This is a genomic window from Hyalangium ruber, assembly GCF_034259325.1.
GTDB lineage: Bacteria > Myxococcota > Myxococcia > Myxococcales > Myxococcaceae > Hyalangium_A > Hyalangium_A rubrum.
The window spans coordinates 452863-474778 of record NZ_JAXIVS010000003.1 but is presented as its reverse complement, the minus strand read 5'-3'; the positions used below and the strand labels follow the sequence as shown (position 1 = coordinate 474778).

The window sequence follows — 21916 nt, the reverse complement described above, 5'->3', positions numbered from 1 at the left end:
TTCCCTATCGATGCAAAGGTGAAGTGGACCGGGTTCGTTGCTGAAAAAGCCAAATGGGCCATTTCCCAAGGGATTTTCAGTTTTGAAAGCGCATTGCAGGGCTGAAATGGAACCGGAGCCCCTTAAAAGTGTCGGGTGAGCCTCCAAGTGCCTGAGAAAACTGGAGTTTCTGCTGCAACGGAGGCTTGGCACGCGGACTGCTAAAGGATAACCCGGGACGCATCGAAGCGAGGCTGAAGGTGGTTCCCCCCCACCCCTTCAGCACTTCCGGTGAGTCACCTTTAGAAGACCCGCGGCCCGATACCCTTTTGGGGTGTCGGGCCGCCTTCTTTTCTACACTCGTGACATGACTGAGACAGCGGCGCTGTCACTTCGCGCGGGCAGGCCCGAGGACTACGCGGCCTTCGCCCGGCTCTTCCTGGAGCTGGTGGTGCCCGAGCCCCCGCCACCGCCGGAGGTGTGGGAGGCGGAGCTGCTCCCCAGTTCCCTGTTCTACGACGGGCCCCAGGGGCCGGTGGCGTACGCGGTGGCGGAGGTGATGGGCGAGCTGGGTTACGTGGTGAACCTCGTGGTGGACGCCTCCGCCCGGCGGCAGGGGCTGGGCCGGCGGATGATGGAGGCGGTTGCGGCGCGCTTTCAGGCGCGGGGCTGTCGCAGTTGGGGGCTGACCGTGAAGCGGGACAACACGGCGGCGCTGGCCCTCTACGCCTCCCTGGGGATGAAGCCGCTGCGCGAGGCCGCCACGCTGAGGCTCTCCCGAGAGCACCTGGAGGTGTTGCCCCCAGCGCCTCCCGGGTTGAGGGTGGTGCCGGCGGTGGAGGCGGAGTGGGAGGCGCTGACGGCGGCCTTTCGGATGACGCCGGGCAAGCTCGCGCGCTTCTCCCTCCGCATCGGGCACCAGCTGCTGCGGCTGGAGCGGCCGGGCGACGCCGACTTCGCGGGCCTGGGGGTGATGGACCTGCGCTCGGGTGGGGTGATCTCTCCCTTCTTCGCGGCCACCCCTGGCCACGCGCGTGTGTTGCTCGAGGACGCCTTCCAGCGCACGGGCGCCTCGGTGCTCCACGCCGTGGTGACGGACGATGCCCCGCTGGAGCGGCTGCTGCGCGGGGCGGGGGCGGGCGTGGACATGGAGACCCTGCAGATGCAGGGTCCCCTCTGAAGTCAGTGCAGCGTCCGCGCCTTCTGGCTCTGCCGGTAGGTGGGGATGCGCAGTGAGTGGACGAACCCCATGGGGGTGATGCCGCGCCCGTCGCGGAAGGGCCAGAAGCGCAGGGTGGCCGGATTCAGCGTCACCTGCTCCACCAGCCGCAGCTCCGCCAGCGGGTGCCACCGCCCGGCCGCCTCGCCCTTGCGGGGGAACACCTCGAAGGTGAAGCGGGCCTGTCCGGAGCGGAGCGCCGCCTCGAGCCGCTCCACGCGGCTGTGGCCCGGAGCGTCCGCGCGGCTGGCGGTCATCCGCAGCTTCGCCCGGCCCAGGCCGCGCACCCGGAAGGGGGACACGGCGTAGTAGTCGTTCTCCAGCCAGTCGTGGGTGTCGGTGCTCAGCGGCGCCAGCGCCAGCGTCCACGGAGAGCGCACGGTGGCGAAGAGCAGATCCTGGTCCCCGGCGGACGGCTCCTCGGTGACGGTCTCCTCCGAGCGCAGGCGCACCGCGAGGCCGAGCACGTCCGGCCACTCCCGCTGTCCGCGCCAGAGGGCCGTCGAGAGCCGCACGAGGGCGGGGCCGGCGAGGCGCGAGGCCAGGGGCTCGAGGCTCTCGCGCGCCGCGCACACCTTCACCTCGGCACGGTAGGTGACGCCCTCGGGGTGGAGGAGGCGCGCGTGCCTCGCGGCTGCTCCGGCTCGAACGGCGGGTCCCCACAGTGCACCGATGACACGGCCCAGCTCCTCCGAAAACGACATGCACGGCCCTCCCGGAGCAAATGTGGAGCCGGGGGGAAAGCAGGAGAAGCCGGCGGGGCGCCGAGCCCGCCTGCCTGCTCGCAGGGCGGAGGCGAGGTGCTGAAAAGACAACGCCCGCCCAGGCAAGGTGCCGGGGCGGGCGCGCGGAAGGCCGAGCCGGAAGCCGCGAGGGCTACGGGCCGCCGAAGAGGCTGCTGGCCTGGGTGAGCCAGCCGGTGACGGGGCCCGGGAGGATGCCCAGCAGCACCACGGCGGCGGTGGACAGCACCAGGGTGAGCTCGGTGGTCCAGCTGCGCTCCAGCGCGTGGGCGCCCTCGGGCACCGGCCGCATGAACATGTAAACGACGACGCGCAGGTAGTAGTAGACGCCCGCGGCGCTGGAGAGCACGCCGACGATGGCCAGGCCGATGAGGCCGGTGTCCACGGCGCTGCGGAAGATGAGCAGCTTGCCCATGAAGCCCATGGTGGGCGGAATGCCACCGAGCGACAGCATGAAGGCGGCCATGGCGAAGGCCCAGCCCGGCCGGCGCTGCGCCAGCCCGCTGAAGCGATCCAGGTCCCACGCGGTGCCCTTGTCCTCGTCCTCGCGGCGCTCCAGCGCGGAGACGAGCGCGAAGGCGCCCACGGCGGTGACGGTATAGGCCAGCAGGTAGAAGAGGATGCCGCGCAGCGCGTCCGCCTGGGCCGCGCCCCGGCCCAGCTCCTGCGCCGTGCTGCCCGAGAGCGACGAGGGGCCCAGCAGCTGGAACGCCTCACCGGGCTGGGTGACGAAGAGGGCCGCCACGCCCATCAGCAGGTAGCCGGCGTGGGCGATGGAGGAGTAGGCCAGCATGCGCTTGACGTTGCGCTGCGGGATGGCGAGCAGGTTGCCGATGACCATCGTCAGCAGCGCCAGGGCCGAGAAGAGGACCAGCGGGAGCTGCGGATCGATGCCCTTGGTGACCGAGAGGAACACGCGCACCATCGCCGCGAAAGCCGCCGCCTTCACACCCGCGCTCATCAGCGCGGTGACGGGGGTGGGGGCGCCCTCGTACACGTCCGGGGTCCACATGTGGAAGGGAACCGCGGCGACCTTGAAGGCGAAGCCGGCGGCGACCAGGACGATGCCGCTGTAGATGAGGGCGCGGTGCTCGTTCAGGGCCGGGCCGATGGTGCGGCTGATCTCCAGGAGCTGCGTGCTGCCGGTGGCGCCGTACAGCAGGGCCGCGCCGTACAGCAGCACCGCCGAGGAGAAGGCGCCGAGGATGAAGTACTTGAAGCCCGCCTCGCTGGGCCGCGTGCCGCGCCGCAGGTAGGAGGTGAGGGCGTAGGTGCCGATGGAGAGCACCTCGATGTTGACGAACAGGGTGATGAGCTCGGCGGAGATGCCCAGCAGGCTCATGCCGGCGGAGGCGAAGAGCATCAGCGCGTAGAACTCACCGCGCTCGGCGCCGCGCTTGCGCAGGAAGCCCGCCGCGCTGAGGGCCGCCAGCCCCAGCCCCACGCAGATGACGAAGGACATGAAGCTGGAGAACGGATCCAACACCCCGTAGCCGAGGAACACCTGCTGCGCGGGCTGGAACATCAGCCACACGGAGACGACGCCGCCGGCCGCCGCCGTGGCGGCGGTGAGCACCGCCTGGTAGCCGCGCGAGGCGGTGGCGGAGAGGAACACCTCCGAGAGCAGCAGGACGCAGGCGCCCACCACCATGATGATGGCGGGCAGCAGCGGGAGGAAGTCAGCCGAGCTGATATTGGGAGTCATGGCGCGAAGGGACCCTTACGGCCGGGACGGCGAGGGGGCGACCGCTGGCGCGGCGGCGAGCGGGCTGGGGAGGCGGGAAGGCGCGGCCGCCGTCTCGGTGGGCAGCGGCTGGACCTCCACCCGGAGCATGGCCGCGTCCGGGGTGGCGGTGGGGTTGCCCACGCTGGCGCGGGCGATGAAGCGGTCCGTGGAGGGGGCGATGCGGTCCAGGAACGGCTGCGGCTGCAGGCCCATCACCAGCACCAGCGCCAGGAAGGGCGCCACGGTGACGAACTCGCGCAGGTTCATGTCCGGCAGGAACTGATTCTCCCGGTGGGTGATGGTGCCGAAGAACACCTTCTGCACCATCCACAGCATGTAGGCCGCGCCGAGGATGACGCCCACGGCCGCCAGCACGCCGAACACGAGGCCCAGGTTGCTCTTGAAGGTGCCCAAGAGCACCAGGAACTCACCGACGAAGCCGTTGGTGCCCGGCACCGCCACCGAGGAGAAGGTGATGATGAGGAAGGAGGCGGTGAACACCGGCATCACCTTGGCGATGCCGCCGTAGTCGGCCATGAGGCGGGTGTGGCGCCGCTCGTAGAGGATGCCGAACAGGAGGAACAGCGCGCCCGTGGACACGCCGTGGTTGAGCATCTGGTAGGCGCTGCCCGTGGCGCCCTCGGCGGTGACCGCCAGCATGCCCAGCATGCAGTAGCCCAGGTGGCTCACGGAGGAGTAGGCGATGAGCTTCTTGATGTCCCGCTGCGCCAGGCACATCAGCGCGCCGTAGACGATGCCAATCACCGACAGCGTCGCCAGGATGGGGCGGGCCTGCTCGGCGGCGGCGGGGAAGAAGGGAATCGCGAAGCGCCAGAAGCCGAAGGTGCCCATCTTCAGCATGACGCCGGCCAGAATCATGGAGCCGGCCACCGGCGCCTGCACGTGCGCGTCGGGCAACCACGTATGCACCGGCCACATCGGCACCTTGATGGCGAAGGCCAGGGCGAAGGCGGCGAACATGATGGGGCCCCAGGTGTGCAGCGTCCTGGCCAGGCCGCTCAGGTTCGCGCACCCGCCGTCACCGGCCGCGGTGCATTGGGCCACCTGCTGGTTGGCGCTCAGCAGCGTGTTGTAGATGGAGGCGTAGTCGAACGAGCGGCTGCCGCTCGGGCCGCTGAGGAAGTACAGGGCGACGATGGCCACCAGCATCAGCAGCGAGCCGGCCAGGGTGTAGAGGAAGAACTTCACCGCGGCCATCTGGCGATCCTCGGCACCCCACACGCCGACCATCAGGTACATGGGGATGAGCATCGCCTCGAAGAAGACGTAGAAGAGCAGCACGTCCAGCGACACCAGGGCTCCCAGCATGGTCGTCTGCAGGACGAGCAGCGCCAGGTGGAACTCCTTGATGCGGTGGGAGATGTACGTGGTGGAGGCCATCACCACCAGCGGGCCGAGGAACACCGTGAGCAGGATGAGGCTGACGGCCAGCCCGTCCGCGCCGATGTGGTAGCTCAGGCCGAACTCGGTGAACCAGGGGACGCGGTACTCCATCTGGAACTCCGCGCCGCCGGGCACGTAGCGCGCGTAGGCCCAGACGCCGAAGACCAGATCCACCAGCATGCCGATGAGCGTGATGGTGCGAATCTGCCCGGACTCGCTGGCCGGCAGGAGCACGACCAGCGCCGCGAAGATGAGCGGCAGGAAGACGACGATGTTGAGCAGGTGGGTGTCGAAGAAACCCATGAGAGCACCTTAGAAAATCACGTAGAGCAAGCCGCCCAGCAGGGCCAGCGCCATGACGGCGGCGTAGGCCTGCGCATCGCCCGTCTGCACATAGCGCAGCGCACTGCCCACCCGGGCAGTCACCCACGCCGTGCCTCGCACCAGCACCGTGTCGATGAGCAGCGCGTCCACCACGCGGAAGAGCACGAAGCTGACCATCTTCACCGGGCGGATGATGAGGAACTCGTACACCTCATCCACGTAGAACTTGTTGAGCGCCACGCGGCGCACCGCGCGCAGGGCCGCGGGCTCCGGCTGACCCGCCCGGGCCGGGAAGACCTTCATGTAGAGGAAGTAGGCAAGTGCGCCGCCCGTGGCCGCCACGGCCCAGGCGATGAGGTAGTCCACCAGGGTGGGCCGGCTGGTATCCAGCACCACCAGCTCCGTGGACTTCGCGATGCCACGCGCGGTGTCGAACACCGGGCTGAGGAAGTTCTCCATCAGCGGTTGGTCCACGCGGGGACGCAGCAGCGGCAGCGCGTACACCAGGGCCACCACGCTGAGCACCGCCAGGACGACGAGCGGCAGCGTCATCGGCCAGGCGCTCTCGTGGACGTGGTCCTCGGTCACCTTCGCCTCGGCCGAGCGCTTGCCGTGGAACGTCAGCACGTACAGGCGCGTCATGTAGAAGGCGGTGCACAGGGCGATGAGCAGGCCCACGTAGTAGAGGAAGCCGGACACCCACTCCAGCCCGTGCAGGTGGTTGTGGTGGACGCCGTGGAAGATGGCGTCCTTCGAGAAGAAGCCCGACAGCGGGATGATGCCGGTGATGGCCGCCGTGGCGATGGCGAAGGTGACCCACGTCCACTTCATGTGGCGCCACAGGCCGCCCAGCTTCTTGATGTCCGTCTCGTCCCCGTTGCCGTGCATCACGCTACCGGCGCCGAGGAACAGACAGGCCTTGAAGAAGGCGTGGGTGACCAGGTGCAGCGCGGCCGCCCAGAAGATGCCCATGCCCACGCCCATGAACATGATGCCCAGCTGGGACACCGTGGAGTAGGCCAGCACCTTCTTGATGTCGTCCTGCGCGAAGGCGATGAGGGCGGCCAACAGCGAGGTGGCCGCGCCGACGATGGCCACCGCCGCCATGGCCGTGGGGCTCATGACCAGCAGGTAGCTCATGCGGCAGAACAGGTAGATGCCGGCGGTCACCATCGTCGCCGCGTGGATGAGGGCGGAGACCGGCGTCGGGCCGGCCATGGCGTCCGGCAGCCACACGTACAGCGGCAGCTGCGCGCTCTTTCCCGCCGCGCCCAGCAGGAACAGCAGCATCGCCACCGTCAGCATGCCGCCGTAGGTGCGGCCCTCGAGCGGACCGGAGCTGATGGGCGTGTCGAGCTTCACCTCGCCGTTGCCGTCCGGCAGCGCCTGGGCGAAGCGCTCCAGGCCCTGGAAGGTGAGGGGGCCGCGCTGCTGCAGCGCCGAGGTGTACTGCGCCTGGTTGGTGCCGGCCGCGCGGAAGTCCGCGTCGCTGGCCTGGCGGTTGTAGGCGCCCACCATGAGGACGATGAGGAACGAGGCGATGAGGAAGGCGAAGTCGCCGATGCGGTTGGTGATGAAGGCTTTGCGCCCGGCCCACGCCTTGGCCGAGTCCGTGTACCAGAAGCCGATGAGCAGGTAGCTGGCCATGCCCACGCCCTCCCAGCCGACGAACAGGAGCACGAGGTTGTCGGCCATCACCAGCGTCAGCATCATCGCGACGAAGAGGTTCAGGTACGCGAAGTAGCGCCAGTAGCCCTCGTCGTGCTCCATGTAGCTGGTGGAGTACAGGTGGATGAGGAAGCCCACGCCCGTAATCACCAGCAGGAGCGTGCCGGACAGGTGGTCCACCAGGAAGCCGAAGTTCACCCGGAAGTCACCCGCGGCGAACCACGTGCCCAAATCCTGCGACAGGGCGTAGCGGGTGGCGGCGCCGCCGAAGGTGTTCGGCACGGTGATGGGGGTGCCGGAGGCCACCATGTGGCTGGTGGCCCAGAAGGCCAGCACCGACAGCACGAACGAGCCGGCCACCGCCGAGCAGGCCACGAGGTGGACGTTGGCGCGGCCCATCATCCGGCCGAACACGCCACACACGAAGGCGCCCAGGACGGGCAGCGCGATGATCATCCACAGTGACTGCTCCAACACATCCGGGTGGATGGGGGCGGTCTGGAAGTTAAAGAGGTCCATTGCGAGGGCTCTCGGGGGGTGGAGGACCGCGTCAGTGCTTCATCGTCTTGATGTCTTCGATGTTGACGCTGCCTCGGCTGCGGAACACGGCGATGACGATGGCCAGTCCGATGGACGCCTCCGCCGCTGCCACCGCGATGACGAAGAAGGCCGACACGTGGCCGATGCTGTCTCCGCGCATGCGCGCGAAGGCCAGGAAGGTCAGGTTCGCCGCGTTGAGCATCAGCTCCACGCACATGAACACGATGAGCGCGTTGCGGCGCACCAGCACGCCGAACATGCCCAGGCAGAACAAGGCCGCGGCCAGAAACAGATAGTAGTTGATGGGAACCATGGCCTTAGATCCTCGACTTGGCGACGACCACCGCGCCCACCATCGCCACCAGGAGCAGCAAGCTCACGGCCTCGAAGGGCAGCAGCCACTGGGTGAAGATGGCCGTGCCGATCGTCTTCATCGTTCCGAACTCGTGGGCCGCGCTCTCCGACAGCGTGGTCACCCGGTTGGGCACCTTGGCGATCGCCATCGACAGCACCACCAGCAGGCCCGTGGCCGCCGCGCCGCCCGCGATGCGCCCCAGCGTCAGCCGTGGCCCTGGGGCTTCCTCTCCCAGGTTCAGCAGCATGATGACGAAGAGGAAGAGCACCATGATGGCGCCCGCGTAGACGAGCACCTGGAGCGCCGCCACCGTGTGCGCCCACAGGAGCACGTAGATGCCGGCCAGGAAGAAGAAGGTGGACACCAGGGCCATGGCCGCGCTGACCGGGCTCTTGGCGAAGATGACCAGGGCGGCCGACAGCAGCGTCAGGAACGCGAAGGCTCCGAACAGCACCTGTTCGATGTTCAAGACCAGTCTCCGAACGCACCCCAGGGCTTGTCGCCGAACGGGCAGCGCTTCTCGTGGATGTGCGCCTCGAACTCGGCGCGGAACCGCATGAGGAACGAGTGCGTGGGCAGCGCCGCCGCGTCACCCAGCGCGCAGATGGTGTTGCCCAGGCCGATGGGAGGGTAGGGCGCGATGGAGGCCGCCACGTGGCTGAGCATCTCCAGATCGCTCATCTCCCCGCGGCCCTCTTCGATCTTGCGCAAGAGGCGCGTCTGCCACGGCGTGCCCTCGCGGCACGGGGTGCACTGGCCGCACGACTCCTCGGCGTAGAAGCGCGCCACGCGCCACAGGCAGCGCACCATGCAGGAGCTGTCGTCCATGACGATGACGCCGCCGGAGCCGGCCATCGTCTGCTTCACCTTGAGCGCCTCGAACTCCATCGCCACGTCGAGCTCGTCCGCGCCCAGCACCGGGGCCGAGGAGCCGCCGGGGATGACGGCCTTCACCTTGCGGCCCTCGGGCATGCCCTGGCCGTACTTGGGGTTGAAGATGAGGTCCGACAGCGTGGTGAACATGTCGACTTCGTACACGCCGGGGCGCTTCACCGTGCCCGACAGGCACACCAGGCGGGTGCCGCCCGACTTGTCGGTGCCCAGCTTGGCGTACCAGTCCGAGCCGCGCGAGAAGACGTGCGGCACGCTGGCCAGCGTCTCCACGTTGTTGACCACCGTGGGGCAGCCGAACAGGCCCACCACCGCGGGGAACGGCGGCTTGAGCCGGGGCCAGCCCTTCTTGCCCTCCAGGCTCTCGAGCAGCGCCGTCTCCTCGCCGCAGATGTACGCGCCCGCGCCGCGCACCACGTAGCAGTCGAGCTGGAAGTCCTTGCCCAGCACCGTCTTGCCGAAGATGCCCGCCTTGTAGGCCTCGTCGATGGCGGCCTGGCAGCGCTCGGCCGGGAACTTGAACTCCCCGCGGATGTACACGTAGCAGGTGTGCACGCCCAGCGCGTAGGCCGCGATGGCGATGCCCTCCAGCATCATGTGCGGGTCGAGCTCGAGGATGTAGCGGTCCTTGAAGGTGCCCGGCTCGGACTCGTCCGCGTTGACGGCGAGGTACTTCGGCTTGGGGCTGTCCTTGGGGACGAAGCTCCACTTCAGGCCGGTGGGGAAGCCCGCGCCGCCGCGACCGCGCAGGTTGGACTTCTTCACCTCGTCGATGATCGCCGCGGGCGCCATCTCCAGCGCCTTCTTCAGCGCCTCGTACCCGCCACGCTTGCGGTAGCTGTCCAACGTCCAGGACTGGGGCTTGCCCCAGGCGCCGGAAATGATCGGTTCAAAGGCCGTGGTAGACGCCATGTGCGGTCAGGTTCCTTGCGAAGGGGGCCGATCAGGTGAGCTTGGCGAGCAGCGCGTCCAGCTTCGCCTTCGTCAGGTTCTCGTGGTGCTCTTCATTCACCTGCAAGCAGGGCGCGGTGCCGCACGAGGCCAGGCACTCGGTCTCTCGCAGGGTGAACTTCTCGTTGGCCTCGCCCGCCGTCAGCCCCAGCTTCTCCTCCAGGTAGGCGAGCATCTTCTCGGCGCCCCACAGCGCGCACGAGAGGTTGGTACACACGTCGATGGTGTACTTGCCCGGCTTCTTCAGGTGGTACATCACATAGAAGCTGGCCACCTCGTAGGCGCGCTCGGGCGTCACTTCCAGGTGCTTGGCCACCAGGCGCATGCCGTCGGGCGGCAGCCAGCCCTTCAAGTCCTGCAGCAGCCGCAGCGCGGGCAGCATCCCGGCGCTTTTCCGGTCTGACGGGTAGTGGGAGATGATCTCCGCGATCCCCGCGTCGAATTTCTTCTGCTCTTCAGGGGTGAACAGGGGCTCCGCCATGGCGGGCGCTTCGTATTGCTCAGATGGCTGCGTTGTCAACATAAACCCTCGAACTTCCTCGGGACGGCCATGAGCGAATTTCCGAGCGATTTCAAGCCCTTGTTATGGTTGGGGGCGGCCGCTGCTTACAGGTGGATGGATCAGGGGGCATCCTGGGGCCGTGGACCGGGCGAGCATTCACGGTCCGTGTAGGGCGGTGTTGGCACTTTCTTTTCCGAGACCTCGGGATCCGGTAGAAGTCGGGCGATCAGTCTTTCAGGATCCGGCTTCGGCCGGCGGGTTGGGAGGCGCTGGGGGTTGGACCGGGCGAAGGGCCCGAGCAGCACTGGCGCGATTGGGTGACATCTTGAGTGCGGCAGGACCTCAAAGCGGCGCGCAGCTCCCGTCGGGCGTCAATCCCGAGGGCTACCGTGTGCTCATCGTCGAGGACAACCCGCACATCATCGAGATGTACGCCTACGTCCTGAAGAAGCTGGCCAGCGGAGAGCTGGCGGGCAAGGTTCCCCTGGAGGTGCACTTCGCGCCGGACGGGCACCACGCGCTGATCCTCCTGCACGAGCAGCGCTTCAGCCTCGTCATGACGGACCTGTACATGCCGGTGATGGACGGGTTCGCCCTGGTGGAGCGCATCCGCGAGGAGGAGGCGCTGCGCAACATCCCCATCATCGCCATCTCCGCCGGAGGCAAGGAGGCGCAGGACCGGGCGATGCAACTGGGGGTGGACATCTACCTGCGCAAGCCGGTGCGCTTCGTGGAAGTGCTGGAGACGGTCAAGCAACTCCTGCACATCGGGAAGTAGCCCTGGAGCGTGTGGCCGACATAGAGTCGCGCCACCCATGCTCAAGCCCGCCATCAGCCGCGATACCGTGAGTGGCGAGGCGCTGTTCATCCTCAGCAACCTGAGGGAGAACACGCGCCTGGGACGTTCGAACAAGCTGGCCGATGTGAAGGCCGCGCTCGAACCGTCCGTCTCACTCGAGTTCGACAGCTACTTCTTCTTCCTGCGCAAGTACCACTACATCGCCATGGACCGGGAGGCGCAGCTGCGGCTCACCGACCAGGGCGAGCGCGTCGTCGTCGGGGAGTTGATGGACCGCTTCTCCGCCGAGGTCGGCGAGTTCTTCGCCGATCAGATCCTCGGCGCGGACGAGTCCACCCAGGCCGTGATGGGAGAGGACCTGGGCATGATGCTGCCGCCCCCTCCGCCCGAGCTGACGCTGGACGAGTCGGAGGTGCTGCGGCCCGCCGCGCCGCCGCCGCTGCCTCCGGCGGTGCCGCTGCCTCCGGCCAAGGCGTCGCGCACGGGGCTGCCGTCGGTGGAGCCGATCATCCCGCCGCTGCCGTCCGTGGCTCCCATGAGCGCGTCTCGTGGGGATACGCCGCCGCCCGAGCCTCGGAGGGAGTCGCTGCCCTTCGCCGCTCCGCTGCCCACCATCACCCCGCCTGTCGCTGCTTCTTCCTCCATGCCTCCTCCCGCCGCCTCCGTCGCCTCGTCGGTCGCCGCTCCCAAGGGCGCCGACCTGGACATGCGCTACCAGAAGTTCGATCCCATCGGCACCGGACCGCTCGGCACCGTGTTCAAGGGGCGCTTCAACGCGCTCGGGCTGGACATCTCCATCAAGGAGCTGAAGGACATCTTCGGCTACTTCTCCTTCCTGCAGCGCGGTGAGGTGCTCAAGCGGCTGAAGAAGGAGCTGTGCGCGCAGGCGCAGGTGCGCCACCCGTCCATTGCGCAGATCATCGACCAGAACGTGGACTCGGCGCGGCCCTACTTCGTGGTGGAGCTGCTGCGCGGCAACCTCAAGGAGCGGTTGGAGGCCAGCGGTGGCAAGGGCGTGCCGGTGAACGTGGCGCTGCGCTGCTTCCTGCAGCTGGCGTACGGCCTGCGCGCGGCGCACGCAGCGGGGCTCACGCACCACAACCTCAAGCCGGAGAACGTGCTCTTCGACGCCTGCGGCAACGCCAAGCTGGGTGACTTCGGCCTGGGGCGCGTCATCGAGGTGGATGCGACCAAGGGCATGCCGCAGCTCTTCATGGGCACCGGCGGCATGGTCTACATGGCCCCGGAGCTGATCAACCGCGCCAAGGAAGTGGGCCCGGCGGCGGACGTGTACGGCCTGGGCATCCTGCTCTACGAGATGCTGACCGGGCAGATTCCGGGCCGGCGCTCGCCGCTGCCCTCGGAGGTGAACGCCGAGGCGCCCGCGGGGCTGGACTCCATCTTCGACAAGATGACGCAGGACAAGAAGGAGCAGCGCTACCCGGACCTCGACGCCATGCTGGACGACCTCTACAAGGCGTTCCCGGAGCGCGAGTTCCTCGAGAAGGGCGACCTGGTGCTCTCCTCGGAGCCGGCGCAGGGCTGAGGCCCCGAGGGTGAAACGGCGGCCCCGCGTCTCAGGCGCGGATGCGGGCCGCCAGCTCCTTCTGGTTGAGCTCGCCCTTCTCCAGCAGCAGCTCCAGCAGGGCTCGGAGGATCTTCGAGCTCTTCTCCTGATTGATCCGCACCGTCTCGAGCCGCTGCATCTCCTCGGCGGTGAGGCCCGCGGGCGCCGAGCCGCCGGAGAGGATCTCGTCCAGCAGGTCCGAGGCGGAGCCTCCCGAGGAGGCGGGCGCGGCGGCTGCGGGCGCGGCCATGGACGGGGCGACGTCGGCGATGCGCTTGACCACCGTGTTGCCGCTCATGTCGACGACCTTGAACTCGTCGTCCTCGTTGAAGGACTCCTGCTGCCGCTGCTGGCCGGTGTAGCGCGAGCTCATGGCCGGCTCCTGGCCGCGGTAGTGGCGCAGGATGGCGTGTTCTATTTCCCGGTCGCCGGCCACCACGATGACGACGCGTGCGCGGCTCTTGGCGACCACCTGGTCCACGGTGTTCAGGTCCGTGGGGTCGGACATGGCGAGCACGAGCGTCTTGCCGTTGTCCTTGAGGGCGACCGGGAAGACGCCCTTCTGCTCGGCCAGCACCACGTCCACCTTGGCCAGCGCGCCCGCGTCGCGGGTGATGTTGCCCAGGTGGACGCGCTGCGCGCCCGTGCCCTGGGCGATGGCGTTGATGACGGTCTCCTCGCTGGCGATGCCCATGTCGGTGATGACGCGGGACAGCCGGCCTCCCCATTGGTCATGGCGAGCGAGCGCGCTGCGAAGCTGCAGCTCGTCGATGACGCGGGCCTTGACGAGGAGTTCCCCAATACGGTTGCGCGGTGGTGCGGCCATGGGCGCAGTGTAACGTCAGGAGTGGCGGAAGGATGAATTCTCACTTCCACGAGTGCCTGGCCGAGGGGATGGCCCGGTTCAACGCCGGCCATTGGTACGAGGCCCACGAGGTGTGGGAGGACGCCTGGCGCGAGGAGTCCGGAGAGCGCCGGCAACTGCTACAGGGGCTGATTCAAGTGGCCGCAGGCCGGCTTCAGCGCGAGGCCGGGCGGGACGCGGGTGCTCGCACGCTCTTCACCCGAGCGCTCGAGCGCCTGGAGCGCCTGCCTGCCTACCATGAGGGAGTAGACGTGGGAGCGCTGGTACACAACGTGCGCCAATGGCGTGAGGGAGACACCCGCGCGCCCTTGGTGGTGGCCTGGAGCCCTGGGTAGGAGGAGCAAGCATGCAGCCGTTCGCGGATGAACACGTCCTGAGCTGCCCCTACTGCGGTGAGGAGGTGGAGGTGCAGGTGGAGGGCGTGGGGCCCTCCTCGGAGCGCTACGTGGAAGACTGCCCGGTGTGCTGCCGACCGTGGACGGTCTCCGTCTCGCGAGAGGGCGAGGAGGTCTTCGTCGCTCTGGGCCGGGATGACGATTGAGGCCCGGCGCGAGGCTCGCCGGGGCCTCGCCTTGACATGGTTCGAAGCATGGTTCTCTTGAGTCTTGCGAGGCGCTGAACCCCGAGAGCCGGGGCGGCGACCGAGACAACGAACACACCCTGATCATGTGCCGTCCGCGGAGCGCCGCGGCACGGAGAGGAGAAGACCATGCAGACGCGTTGGAATCCGTTCGAGCTGAGCAACAGTGCCGTGGTGATGCGGGATTTCGACCAGCTCTTCCAGGAGCTGACGGGCCAGGCCACGCGCCAGGGCCGCGAGTTCGCCCCCGCCACCGACATCTACGAGACCGAGACCGGCGTCACCCTGCAGGTGGACCTGCCGGGCCATGACGCGAAGGCCATCGAGGTGAAGGTGGAGAAGGGCGTGCTGACCCTCCGCTCCGAGCGCAAGGCGGAGCAGGGCGCCAAGGAGAACGCGCGCAGGCTGGAGCGCGGCTTCGGCGTCTACACCCGCTCCTTCAAGCTGCCGGACACCGTGGACGCCACCAAGGTGGAGGCGCGCTACGAGAACGGCGTGCTGACCCTGGCGATGCCGCGCAAGGAGGAGTCCAAGCCCCGCGTCATCGAGGTGAAGGTGCAGGGCTAGGCCAGACCCTCTCCCGAGAGGGAGAGGGGACGGTGCTGGGAAGAGGGGCTTCCGCCGCGAGGGCGGGGGCCCCTTTTCTACTTCTTGGTGCCGAGCGCCAGCGGGATGCGGAACAGCTCCAGCACCTGCTGCACGTCCAGGGGCTTGGCCAGGCACGCGATGGCGCCGGCCTGCTTGGACTGCTCCACCACCTCGGGCGAGTGGTTGGAGGTCATGGTGATGAGGCGAACGCTCTCCATCTGCTTGCGCGCGCGGATGCGACGGCAGACCTCGAGACCGTCGATGTCCGGCATGTTCAAGTCGATGAGCATGCCGTGCGGCTTCTGCTCCGACACGAGCAGCAGCGCTTCCACGCCGCTGCTGGTGGTCTGCAACTCCACCTGGGCCGTGTAGGGCTTGAAGGCGCGCTTGATGGCGTCGAGCACGGGGCGCTCGTCGTCCACCACCAGCAGCTTCACCGTGCCGCTGCCCAGCTCATCCGGCACCGGCATCTGGTGGGCGATGAGGAAGGAGCGCAGGTCCGCCGAGCGCACGCGCCGGTGGCCGCCCGGAGTGCGGAAGGCCATCAGGATGCCCCGGTCGATCCACTTGCTCACGGTCGACGGGTCCACCTGCAGCAGACGGCTGATGTCGTGGGTGGTGTACAGGTTGTCCGTCGACCCCGACGGCAACAACTCTTCCTTAGGCTGCCCAGATCCGGTGCTCATGGAATTCAACACCTACCTTGAAACCGAGGTTACTTCAACCCTTGAGAATGCTCTGAGTGTCAGAGCGTCTCATCAAACCTACCACGTCTTCCCAACGACCACTGGCCTTCAAGCACAGCTCCACCAATTCCCTGGCGGCTCCCTGGCCGCCCCGGCTCTGAGCCACGAAATGGGCCTCGTGCCGGACCTCCGGTACAGCATCCGCGGGACATGCGGACAATCCTACCCGTGACATAGGACCCAGGTCGTTCAGGTCGTCCCCCATATAAGCACAGGACTCAGCGGGTATGGAGAACTGGGTGAGCAGTTCGTCCAGGGCAGGCCCTTTTTCCTTCTTTCCCTGGAGGATAGCGGCCAGTCCCAGCTCGCGCCCACGGACATCGACGATGGACGAGCTGCGCGCCGTGAGCACGGCGGCCGGCAAGCCCGCCAGGCGGGCCATCACCAGGGCGTGGCCGTCCTTTACATCGAAGCGCTTCATGGCCTCGCCGCTGGGGCCGTAATAGAGGCCGCCGTCGGTGAGCACTCCGTCCACGTCGAACACGAGCAGGCGCACGCGTGCCGCGCGGGCCACCAGCTCTTCCTTGCTCGGCTTGGGAAGTGTCTCCGTCATGGCCGCTGCGTGTCCCCTCCCAGGTGCCTACGCGGGCTCGTGGCCCAGCGCGCGGCGGATGGCCAGCACACTTCGTACCACGTCCTCGAACATCTGGGGATTGAGAGAGCACGGACCGTCACACAGGGCACGATCCGGGTCCTCGTGGACTTCCGTGAAGAGCGCGTCGATGCCGGCGGCCGCGGCGGCGCGGGCCAGCAGTGAGACGAACTTGCGCTCACCGGCCGTCTCGCCGTTGCCGGCGGAGGGCAGCTGCACCGAGTGGGTGGCGTCGAAGCACACGGCCAGGCCCGCCTCGCGCATCTGGAGGAAGCCGCGCATGTCCACCACGAGGTTGTTGTAGCCGAAGGAGGCACCGCGCTCGGTGACGAGCACGTTGGGGTTGCCCACCTCCATGGCCTTGCGCGCCGAGTGGACGATGTCCTTGGGGGCGACGAACTGGCCCTTCTTGAGGTTGACGCCCTTGCCCGAGCGGGCCACGGCCTCCACCAGGTCCGTCTGCCGGCACAGGAAGGCGGGAATCTGGATGATGTCCACCACCTCGGCGGCGGGGCCCACGTGGGAGCTTTCGTGGACGTCCGTGAGGATGGGCACGCCCACCTCCTCGCGGATGCGGCGCAGCACGCGCAGGCCTTCCTTCAGGCCGGGGCCGCGGAAGGACTTGCCGCTGGTGCGGTTGGCCTTGTCGTAGGAGCACTTGAAGGCATACGGCACGCCCAGCCGCTGGGTAATGCCCTTGAGCAGGTGGGCGTGGCGCAGCGCCAGCTCCTCGGACTCGATGACGTCCGGTCCCGCGATGACGAACAGCTTCTGGCCCTGGCCCACGGAGTGGCCGGCGAGGGTGATCATGCCTGCACCTGCGAGGCTCCACGGGTGGCGTCACGCTGGGTGAGCGCCGCCTTGATGAAGCCGGAGAAGAGGGGATGGGGAGCGAACGGCTTGCTCTTGAACTCGGGGTGAGCCTGGCAGCCGATGAAGAAGGGGTGATCCTTGAGCTCGATCATCTCCACCAGATTGAGCTCGGGGTTGTGGCCGGAGATGACGAGCCCGGCCTCCTGGAGCCGGCCGCGGTAGGCGTTGTTCACCTCGTAGCGGTGGCGGTGGCGCTCCTGGACGGTGTCCTGCCCGTAGAGCTTGTGGGCCAGGGAGCCGGGCAGCAGGGCACAGGCATAGCTGCCCAGGCGCATGGTGCCGCCCTTGTCCTGCACCTTCACCTGGCTCTCCATCAGCGTCACCACCGGGTGCGGGGTGTGCTCGTTGAACTCCAGGGAGTTGGCCTCCTTGAGCCCCAGCACGTCGCGGCTGAACTCGACCACCGCCATCTGCAGGCCCAGGCAGATGCCGAAGAAGGGGATCTTCTTCTCGCGGGCGTGGCGCACGGCGGCGATCTTTCCTTCCGTGCCGCGCACGCCGAAGCCGCCCGGCACCAGGATGGCGTCCACGCCGGCCAGCAGCTTCTCGGGCCCCTGGGCCTCCACGTCCTGCGAGTCCACGAAGATGAGGTTTACCCGCGCGTCGTTGGCGATACCGCCGTGGAGCAGCGCCTCGTTGAGGCTCTTGTAGCTCTCCTTGAGGTCCACGTACTTGCCGACGATGCCCACCTTCACCTCTCCGCGGGCGGGCTCGTACACCTTGCGGATGATGTTGTCCCAGCGCTCGAGGTGCGGGGCGCGGCTCCAGATGTTGAGCACCTCGGCCAGCCGCTCGTCGAGCCCCTGGCGGTGCAGCTCCAGCGGCAGCTCGTAGATGCTCTTTACGTCCGGCGAGGTGAACACGTTGCCCGTGTCCACGTTGCAGAACATGGCGATCTTGTCCTTGAGCTCGCGGGAGATTTCCCGGTCGGTGCGGCACAGCAGGAAGTCGGGCTGGATGCCGATCTCCCGCAGCTTCATCACCGAGTGCTGGGTGGGCTTGGTCTTCACCTCGCCAGCCGCGCCGATGTAGGGCAGCAGCGTGAGGTGGATGTAGATGGCGTTCGCGCTGCCCACGTCGTAGCGCATCTGGCGGATGGCCTCGAGGAAGGGCAGCGACTCGATGTCACCCACCGTGCCGCCGATCTCCACGATGACGACGTCCACGTCCTGGGCGGCCTGGCGGATGGTGGCTTTGATTTCGTCGGTGACGTGCGGGATGACCTGCACCGTCTTGCCGAGGTACTCGCCCCGCCGCTCCTTCATGATGACGGAGTGGTAGATGCGGCCGGAGGTGAAGTTGTTCATCCGGCTCATGTGAGCGTTGGTGAAGCGCTCGTAGTGGCCCAGGTCCATGTCGGTCTCGCCGCCGTCCTCGGTGACGTAGACCTCGCCGTGCTGGAAGGGGCTCATCGTGCCGGGATCCACGTTGATGTACGGGTCCAGCTTGATGAGGGTGATGTTGAGCCCGCGGTTCTCCAGCAGGGCGCCGATGGAGGCGGAGGCCAGCCCCTTGCCCAGGGAGCTGACCACACCGCCGGTCACGAAGATGTACTTGGTCTTCTTCGAGCGCATGACCCTTCCTGCCAAGGAGGTTGGGGTGCGTCAACGATTCTCTGGGGTCGGCTGTCGTCCGTTCGGGCGCGTGGTGGGCTCAGGTGCCATCCGGGCCTCGGGGCCGGGAGTGGGCGTACTCGCTTGCCTCCGGCATTCCGACGCGGAAGTTCCGCAGAGGACAGTGACGGCAGCTCCAGCCGTCCCAGGCGCGCTTGACGGCCTGGTGCAGGCAGCCGTCGTAGTGAGGGCAGAAGAGGTTGCGCTGGGAGTCCACCGCCTCCTCTTCACGGAGAGCGGAAGGCAGGGGTGTGGGACAGGGTGTAATGGACACGACAGGGATTCTCCAGGACGACGGAAGGCTCCCCCCTTGGGGCCGCTAACAGGGCACCGGGGAGGTCATTCCCGAAGAGTCCGAGGAGAAATGGGGCGGAGGAGGGGCAAATAAAAGGCCCGTTCTCCCCGGGCGCCCCTTTCGGGTACAGCGCGCGCGGGAGGAACGGGCCCTCACTGCTTGGCTCCACATCCGCTGGGTGGGGTGCTTAGGCCGCCATGCCAGCGGAGGTGGATGCCTGACTGATGTCGGTCAAGGCATCACCTCCTTTCGACTGCGGCACCAGTATTAATCGGCCCCCGGGTACGTGCGCTAGGGATCGATGTGCGCAGTGTGGGGTAGTGGGCTGCTCGGTCGGTCTTCAGGCGGCCACGAACTGCCGCTCCACCAAGCGGCGGTAGAGGCCCTCCTGCCCCATGAGCGCGGAGTGGCTGCCGCTCTGCACCACGCGGCCGCCCTCGAGCACCATTACCCGGTCGGCTCCAATCACCGTGGAGAGCCGGTGAGCGATGATCAGCGTGGTGCGGCCCTTCATCAGCCGCTCCAGCGCCTCCTGCACCAGGTGCTCGCTCTCCGCGTCCAGCGCGCTGGTGGCCTCGTCCAGGATGAGCAGGCGCGGGTCCTTCAGCATCGCCCGGGCAATCGCCACGCGCTGCTTCTGCCCACCCGACAGTTGCACGCCCCGTTCGCCCACCAGCGTCTTGTAGCCCTCTGGGAACCGCGAGACGAAGTCGTGCGCGTTGGCTGCTCGCGCCGCCGCCTCCACCTCCGCGTCGCTCGCCCCCGCCCGCCCGTAGCGGATGTTGTCCGCGATGGATGAGGAGAACAGCAGCGGCTCCTGCGCCACGATGCCGATCTGCTGGCGCAACCACTCCGGATCCAGCGCCTTCAAGTCCTTGCCGTCCAGCACCACCTGGCCACCCTGCGGATCGTAGAGCCGCGTCAGCATGCTCGCGATCGTCGACTTACCCGCGCCCGAGGGACCGACGATGGCCACCACCTCGCCCGGCTGAATCGTCAGATCGATGCCCTGCAGCACCTGCACGTCCGAGCGCGCCGGATACGAGAAACGCACGTCTCGCAGCTCCACCCGACCCTGGATGGCCGCCGGGCGCTCTCCCCCGGTGATGGGGATGGAAGGCTTGCGGTCCATCAGCTCGAACACGCGCTCCGCAGCCCCCGAGGCGCGCATGAAGTCCGCCCACAGCTCCGTCAACGCTCCCAGCGCGAAGGCCACGAACAGCGAGTACACGAGGAAGGAGGTCAGTCCGCCCACCGTCAGCGCCCCATCCACCACCAGCCGCCCGCCGTACCAGAGCACCGCCGCCGCCGCCGTGAAGCCCGAGAAGGAGGCCACGCCCATGAAGGTGGCCGACTGGCGGATGCGTCCCCGCGCCAGCTCGAATGCCTTGCCTACCGCCCCCCGGTAGCGCTGTACCTCCTGCTTCTCCGCCGCGAACGCGCGCACGGTGCGCACGCCCGACAGGCTCTCCTCCGCCACCTCGTTGGAGGCGGCCAGTGCGTCCTGCACCTCCTTGGAGAGCTTGCGCACCCGCCGCCCGTAGGCCACCGCACCCACCGCCACCGGCGGCACCACCGCCAGCATCACCAGCGTCAGCACCGGCGACGTGTAGAAGAGCATCGCGATGCCGCCCAACGCCTGCGCCCCGTTGCGCAGCACCATGGAGATGTTGGCGCTCACCGTGTTCTGCAGCACCGTGGTGTCCGAGGCCAGGCGGTTCGTGAGCTCGCCCGTCTTGCGCTCATCGAAGAAGCCTACCTCCTGGGACATGAGGCTGGCGAACAGGTCCTGTCGCAGCCGCGTCACCACGCGCTCTCCCGCCGTGGTGAACAGGTAGTAGCGCAGCGCCACCGCGATCGCCTGCACAGCCAGGATGGCCAGCATCACCAGCGCGGCCCGGTCGATCAGGTCTCGGTTCCGCTCGCCCAGCGCCTCGTCGATGATGAAGCGCATGGCCTGGGGGTACAGCAGCCCCATGCCGCTGCCCAGAGCGAGGAAGACGGTGCCGAGCATCAGCGTGCGCACTTCCGGCCGAGCCAGGCTCAGGAGACGGCGCAGGGTAGCTTTGGAGGGAGGTCGGGGCTTGGAGGGTTTTTCCACGGCGCCAGACTAACGCGGGGATGTTGGACTCGCAGCGTTACCCGACGGCGACTCGGCTGCCCGGCGAGCGGCGAGGTGCTAAAGGGTGGGACCCATGGAGAAGCGCGTCTTTGGCGTCACGGGTGTAGCCGTTCCGTTCCTCGGTCAGGGCACCTGGCAGATGGAGAACGATGACCGAGCAAGCGCCGTTCGGGCGCTCCAGGTCGGCATGGACCTGGGCATGACGCACATCGACACGGCGGAACTCTACGGCCGGGGCAGGGTGGAGGAGTCCATCGTCTCCGAGGCCATCGCCGGTCGTCGAGACAGCGTGTTCCTGGTCTCCAAGGTGATGCCCTCCCACGCCACCTACGAGGGGACCCTGAAGGCGTGCGAGCGCAGCCTCCAACGCCTGAAGACCGACCGACTGGACTGCTACCTGCTGCACTGGCCGGGGGCCCACCCGCTGGAGGACACCGTCCGCGCCTTCGAGAAGCTGGTTCAGGACGGCAAGGTGCGCTCCTGGGGCGTGAGCAACTTCGGCGTCGAGGAGCTGGAGGAGACCGTCCGCATCGCCGGTCCGGGCCGCATGGCCTGCAATCAGGTGCTCTACCACCTGGAGGAGCGCGCCATCGAGCACACCGTGCTCCCCTGGTGCGAGCGCGCCAATATCGCCGTCGTGGGCTACAGCCCCTTTGGCAATGGGCGCTTTCCCCGCGCCGACAGCCCAAGGGGGCGGGTGCTGGCCTCCATCGCCAAGGCGCATGGCGCCAGCCCGTTCCAGGTGGCTCTGCGGTTCCTCGTTCGCCGGCCTTCTTTGTTCGCCATCCCCAAGGCGAGCAAGGAGGCGCATGCGCGCGACAACGCAGCGGCCGCCACGCTGGAGCTGTCCGCGGAGGAGCTGGCCCGGATCGACGCGGCCTTCCCGCTTGGACACGACACGGGAGACCTTCCCGTCATCTGAGTGAAGCCAGTCCAGCGAGCAGGCACGGTCCCGGTTCTGGCTGGGCTCCAGG

At 67.9% G+C, this 21916-nt stretch carries 22 protein-coding genes; 7 read left to right on the top strand and 15 right to left on the bottom strand.

What is annotated here, in order from left to right; genetic code table 11:
• Positions 1–346: 346 nt before the first annotated feature.
• On the top strand, positions 347–1159 hold the full coding sequence (locus SYV04_RS10890; protein ID WP_321545621.1) for a GNAT family N-acetyltransferase: 813 nt from the start codon (positions 347–349) through the stop codon (positions 1157–1159).
• Between the two features lie 2 nt (positions 1160–1161).
• Here SYV04_RS10890 and SYV04_RS10885 read toward each other — a convergent pair whose 3' ends face one another.
• The 8 genes from SYV04_RS10885 to SYV04_RS10850 all read right to left on the bottom strand — a co-directional run bounded on the left by SYV04_RS10885 (position 1162) and on the right by SYV04_RS10850 (position 10281).
• The gene (locus SYV04_RS10885; RefSeq protein ID WP_321545620.1) at positions 1162–1902 is read right to left on the bottom strand and encodes a hypothetical protein; all 741 of its coding nucleotides are present in this window, start codon (positions 1900–1902) and stop codon (positions 1162–1164) included.
• 172 nt (positions 1903–2074) lie between these two features.
• Entirely contained in the window at positions 2075–3646 is a 1572-nt protein-coding gene (locus SYV04_RS10880; RefSeq protein ID WP_321545619.1) for an NADH-quinone oxidoreductase subunit N, read from the bottom strand.
• A 15-nt stretch (positions 3647–3661) separates the two neighbouring features.
• A complete protein-coding gene (locus tag SYV04_RS10875) occupies positions 3662–5374 on the bottom strand; it encodes a complex I subunit 4 family protein (protein WP_321545618.1) in 1713 nt (570 codons plus the stop codon).
• Positions 5375–5383: 9 nt separating this feature from the next.
• Positions 5384–7582, bottom strand: coding sequence for an NADH-quinone oxidoreductase subunit L (gene nuoL / locus SYV04_RS10870; RefSeq protein ID WP_321545617.1), 2199 nt, complete (start codon positions 7580–7582; stop codon positions 5384–5386).
• A gap of 31 nt (positions 7583–7613) precedes the next feature.
• The gene (gene nuoK / locus SYV04_RS10865; RefSeq protein ID WP_321545616.1) at positions 7614–7916 is read right to left on the bottom strand and encodes an NADH-quinone oxidoreductase subunit NuoK; all 303 of its coding nucleotides are present in this window, start codon (positions 7914–7916) and stop codon (positions 7614–7616) included.
• Positions 7917–7920: 4 nt separating this feature from the next.
• Complete coding sequence (locus SYV04_RS10860) at positions 7921–8427, bottom strand: NADH-quinone oxidoreductase subunit J family protein (RefSeq protein ID WP_321545615.1); 507 nt, start codon at positions 8425–8427, stop codon at positions 7921–7923.
• On the bottom strand, positions 8424–9761 hold the full coding sequence (gene nuoF / locus SYV04_RS10855; protein WP_321545614.1) for an NADH-quinone oxidoreductase subunit NuoF: 1338 nt from the start codon (positions 9759–9761) through the stop codon (positions 8424–8426). Before nuoF ends, SYV04_RS10860 begins: the two co-directional genes overlap by 4 nt.
• Positions 9762–9792: 31 nt before the next feature.
• Entirely contained in the window at positions 9793–10281 is a 489-nt protein-coding gene (locus SYV04_RS10850; RefSeq protein ID WP_321545613.1) for an NADH-quinone oxidoreductase subunit NuoE family protein, read from the bottom strand.
• 346 nt (positions 10282–10627) lie between these two features.
• Here SYV04_RS10850 and SYV04_RS10845 point away from each other — a divergent pair, with 346 nt between their 5' ends.
• Positions 10628–11080, top strand: coding sequence for a response regulator (locus SYV04_RS10845; protein WP_321545612.1), 453 nt, complete (start codon positions 10628–10630; stop codon positions 11078–11080).
• A gap of 37 nt (positions 11081–11117) precedes the next feature.
• Complete coding sequence (locus SYV04_RS10840; RefSeq protein ID WP_321545611.1) at positions 11118–12647, top strand: serine/threonine-protein kinase; 1530 nt, start codon at positions 11118–11120, stop codon at positions 12645–12647.
• Between the two features lie 31 nt (positions 12648–12678).
• Here the strand turns inward: SYV04_RS10840 and SYV04_RS10835 are convergent, their stop codons facing one another.
• Positions 12679–13494 carry a GspE/PulE/PilB domain-containing protein gene (locus tag SYV04_RS10835; protein WP_321545610.1) on the bottom strand — a complete coding sequence of 272 codons (816 nt, stop codon included), beginning with the start codon at positions 13492–13494 and terminating at the stop codon, positions 12679–12681.
• 32 nt (positions 13495–13526) lie between these two features.
• Between SYV04_RS10835 and SYV04_RS10830 the strand changes: the two genes are divergently transcribed.
• The 3 genes from SYV04_RS10830 to SYV04_RS10820 all read left to right on the top strand — a co-directional run bounded on the left by SYV04_RS10830 (position 13527) and on the right by SYV04_RS10820 (position 14680).
• A complete protein-coding gene (locus tag SYV04_RS10830; protein ID WP_321545609.1) occupies positions 13527–13868 on the top strand; it encodes a DUF309 domain-containing protein in 342 nt (113 codons plus the stop codon).
• 11 nt (positions 13869–13879) lie between these two features.
• On the top strand, positions 13880–14074 hold the full coding sequence (locus SYV04_RS10825) for a zinc ribbon domain-containing protein (RefSeq protein ID WP_321545608.1): 195 nt from the start codon (positions 13880–13882) through the stop codon (positions 14072–14074).
• A 168-nt stretch (positions 14075–14242) separates the two neighbouring features.
• The gene (locus SYV04_RS10820; protein ID WP_321545607.1) at positions 14243–14680 is read left to right on the top strand and encodes an Hsp20/alpha crystallin family protein; all 438 of its coding nucleotides are present in this window, start codon (positions 14243–14245) and stop codon (positions 14678–14680) included.
• 77 nt (positions 14681–14757) lie between these two features.
• Here SYV04_RS10820 and SYV04_RS10815 read toward each other — a convergent pair whose 3' ends face one another.
• From SYV04_RS10815 to SYV04_RS10790, 6 genes are all read right to left on the bottom strand, one after another.
• Positions 14758–15387 (bottom strand): response regulator, encoded by a 630-nt coding sequence (locus SYV04_RS10815; RefSeq protein ID WP_321545606.1) that lies wholly within the window; start codon positions 15385–15387, stop codon positions 14758–14760.
• A 34-nt stretch (positions 15388–15421) separates the two neighbouring features.
• Positions 15422–16000, bottom strand: coding sequence for a KdsC family phosphatase (locus tag SYV04_RS10810; RefSeq protein WP_321545605.1), 579 nt, complete (start codon positions 15998–16000; stop codon positions 15422–15424).
• A 27-nt stretch (positions 16001–16027) separates the two neighbouring features.
• Positions 16028–16849, bottom strand: coding sequence for a 3-deoxy-8-phosphooctulonate synthase (gene kdsA / locus SYV04_RS10805; protein WP_321545604.1), 822 nt, complete (start codon positions 16847–16849; stop codon positions 16028–16030).
• On the bottom strand, positions 16846–18486 hold the full coding sequence (locus tag SYV04_RS10800; RefSeq protein WP_321545603.1) for a CTP synthase: 1641 nt from the start codon (positions 18484–18486) through the stop codon (positions 16846–16848). The genes kdsA and SYV04_RS10800 overlap by 4 nt, the downstream gene beginning before the upstream one ends.
• A 79-nt stretch (positions 18487–18565) precedes the next feature.
• Positions 18566–18742 carry a hypothetical protein gene (locus SYV04_RS10795; protein WP_321545602.1) on the bottom strand — a complete coding sequence of 59 codons (177 nt, stop codon included), beginning with the start codon at positions 18740–18742 and terminating at the stop codon, positions 18566–18568.
• A gap of 418 nt (positions 18743–19160) precedes the next feature.
• Positions 19161–20834, bottom strand: a complete 1674-nt coding sequence (locus SYV04_RS10790; RefSeq protein WP_321545601.1) for an ABC transporter ATP-binding protein — start codon at positions 20832–20834, stop codon at positions 19161–19163.
• Positions 20835–21015: 181 nt separating this feature from the next.
• Between SYV04_RS10790 and SYV04_RS10785 the strand changes: the two genes are divergently transcribed.
• Positions 21016–21864: an aldo/keto reductase gene (locus tag SYV04_RS10785; protein ID WP_321545600.1), complete on the top strand. Its 849-nt coding sequence runs from the start codon at positions 21016–21018 to the stop codon at positions 21862–21864.
• The last annotated feature ends 52 nt before the right edge of the window (positions 21865–21916 follow it).

Bases quoted from the DNA above. Each gene is read 5' to 3' on its own strand.
- SYV04_RS10880 (WP_321545619.1), bottom strand. From the start codon at position 3,646: ATGACTCCCAATATCAGCTCGGCTGACTTCCTCCCGCTGCTGCCCGCC.
- SYV04_RS10790 (WP_321545601.1), bottom strand. From the start codon at position 20,834: ATGCTCGGCACCGTCTTCCTCGCTCTGGGCAGCGGCATGGGGCTGCTG.
- SYV04_RS10890 (WP_321545621.1), top strand. From the start codon at position 347: ATGACTGAGACAGCGGCGCTGTCACTTCGCGCGGGCAGGCCCGAGGAC.
- nuoF (WP_321545614.1), bottom strand. From the start codon at position 9,761: ATGGCGTCTACCACGGCCTTTGAACCGATCATTTCCGGCGCCTGGGGC.
- SYV04_RS10820 (WP_321545607.1), top strand. From the start codon at position 14,243: ATGCAGACGCGTTGGAATCCGTTCGAGCTGAGCAACAGTGCCGTGGTG.
- nuoK (WP_321545616.1), bottom strand. From the start codon at position 7,916: ATGGTTCCCATCAACTACTATCTGTTTCTGGCCGCGGCCTTGTTCTGC.
- SYV04_RS10825 (WP_321545608.1), top strand. From the start codon at position 13,880: ATGCAGCCGTTCGCGGATGAACACGTCCTGAGCTGCCCCTACTGCGGT.
- SYV04_RS10885 (WP_321545620.1), bottom strand. From the start codon at position 1,902: ATGTCGTTTTCGGAGGAGCTGGGCCGTGTCATCGGTGCACTGTGGGGA.
- SYV04_RS10850 (WP_321545613.1), bottom strand. From the start codon at position 10,281: ATGGCGGAGCCCCTGTTCACCCCTGAAGAGCAGAAGAAATTCGACGCG.
- SYV04_RS10875 (WP_321545618.1), bottom strand. From the start codon at position 5,374: ATGGGTTTCTTCGACACCCACCTGCTCAACATCGTCGTCTTCCTGCCG.
- SYV04_RS10830 (WP_321545609.1), top strand. From the start codon at position 13,527: ATGAATTCTCACTTCCACGAGTGCCTGGCCGAGGGGATGGCCCGGTTC.
- nuoL (WP_321545617.1), bottom strand. From the start codon at position 7,582: ATGGACCTCTTTAACTTCCAGACCGCCCCCATCCACCCGGATGTGTTG.
- SYV04_RS10815 (WP_321545606.1), bottom strand. From the start codon at position 15,387: ATGAGCACCGGATCTGGGCAGCCTAAGGAAGAGTTGTTGCCGTCGGGG.
- SYV04_RS10840 (WP_321545611.1), top strand. From the start codon at position 11,118: ATGCTCAAGCCCGCCATCAGCCGCGATACCGTGAGTGGCGAGGCGCTG.
- SYV04_RS10785 (WP_321545600.1), top strand. From the start codon at position 21,016: ATGGAGAAGCGCGTCTTTGGCGTCACGGGTGTAGCCGTTCCGTTCCTC.
- kdsA (WP_321545604.1), bottom strand. From the start codon at position 16,849: ATGATCACCCTCGCCGGCCACTCCGTGGGCCAGGGCCAGAAGCTGTTC.
- SYV04_RS10835 (WP_321545610.1), bottom strand. From the start codon at position 13,494: ATGGCCGCACCACCGCGCAACCGTATTGGGGAACTCCTCGTCAAGGCC.
- SYV04_RS10800 (WP_321545603.1), bottom strand. From the start codon at position 18,486: ATGCGCTCGAAGAAGACCAAGTACATCTTCGTGACCGGCGGTGTGGTC.
- SYV04_RS10810 (WP_321545605.1), bottom strand. From the start codon at position 16,000: ATGACGGAGACACTTCCCAAGCCGAGCAAGGAAGAGCTGGTGGCCCGC.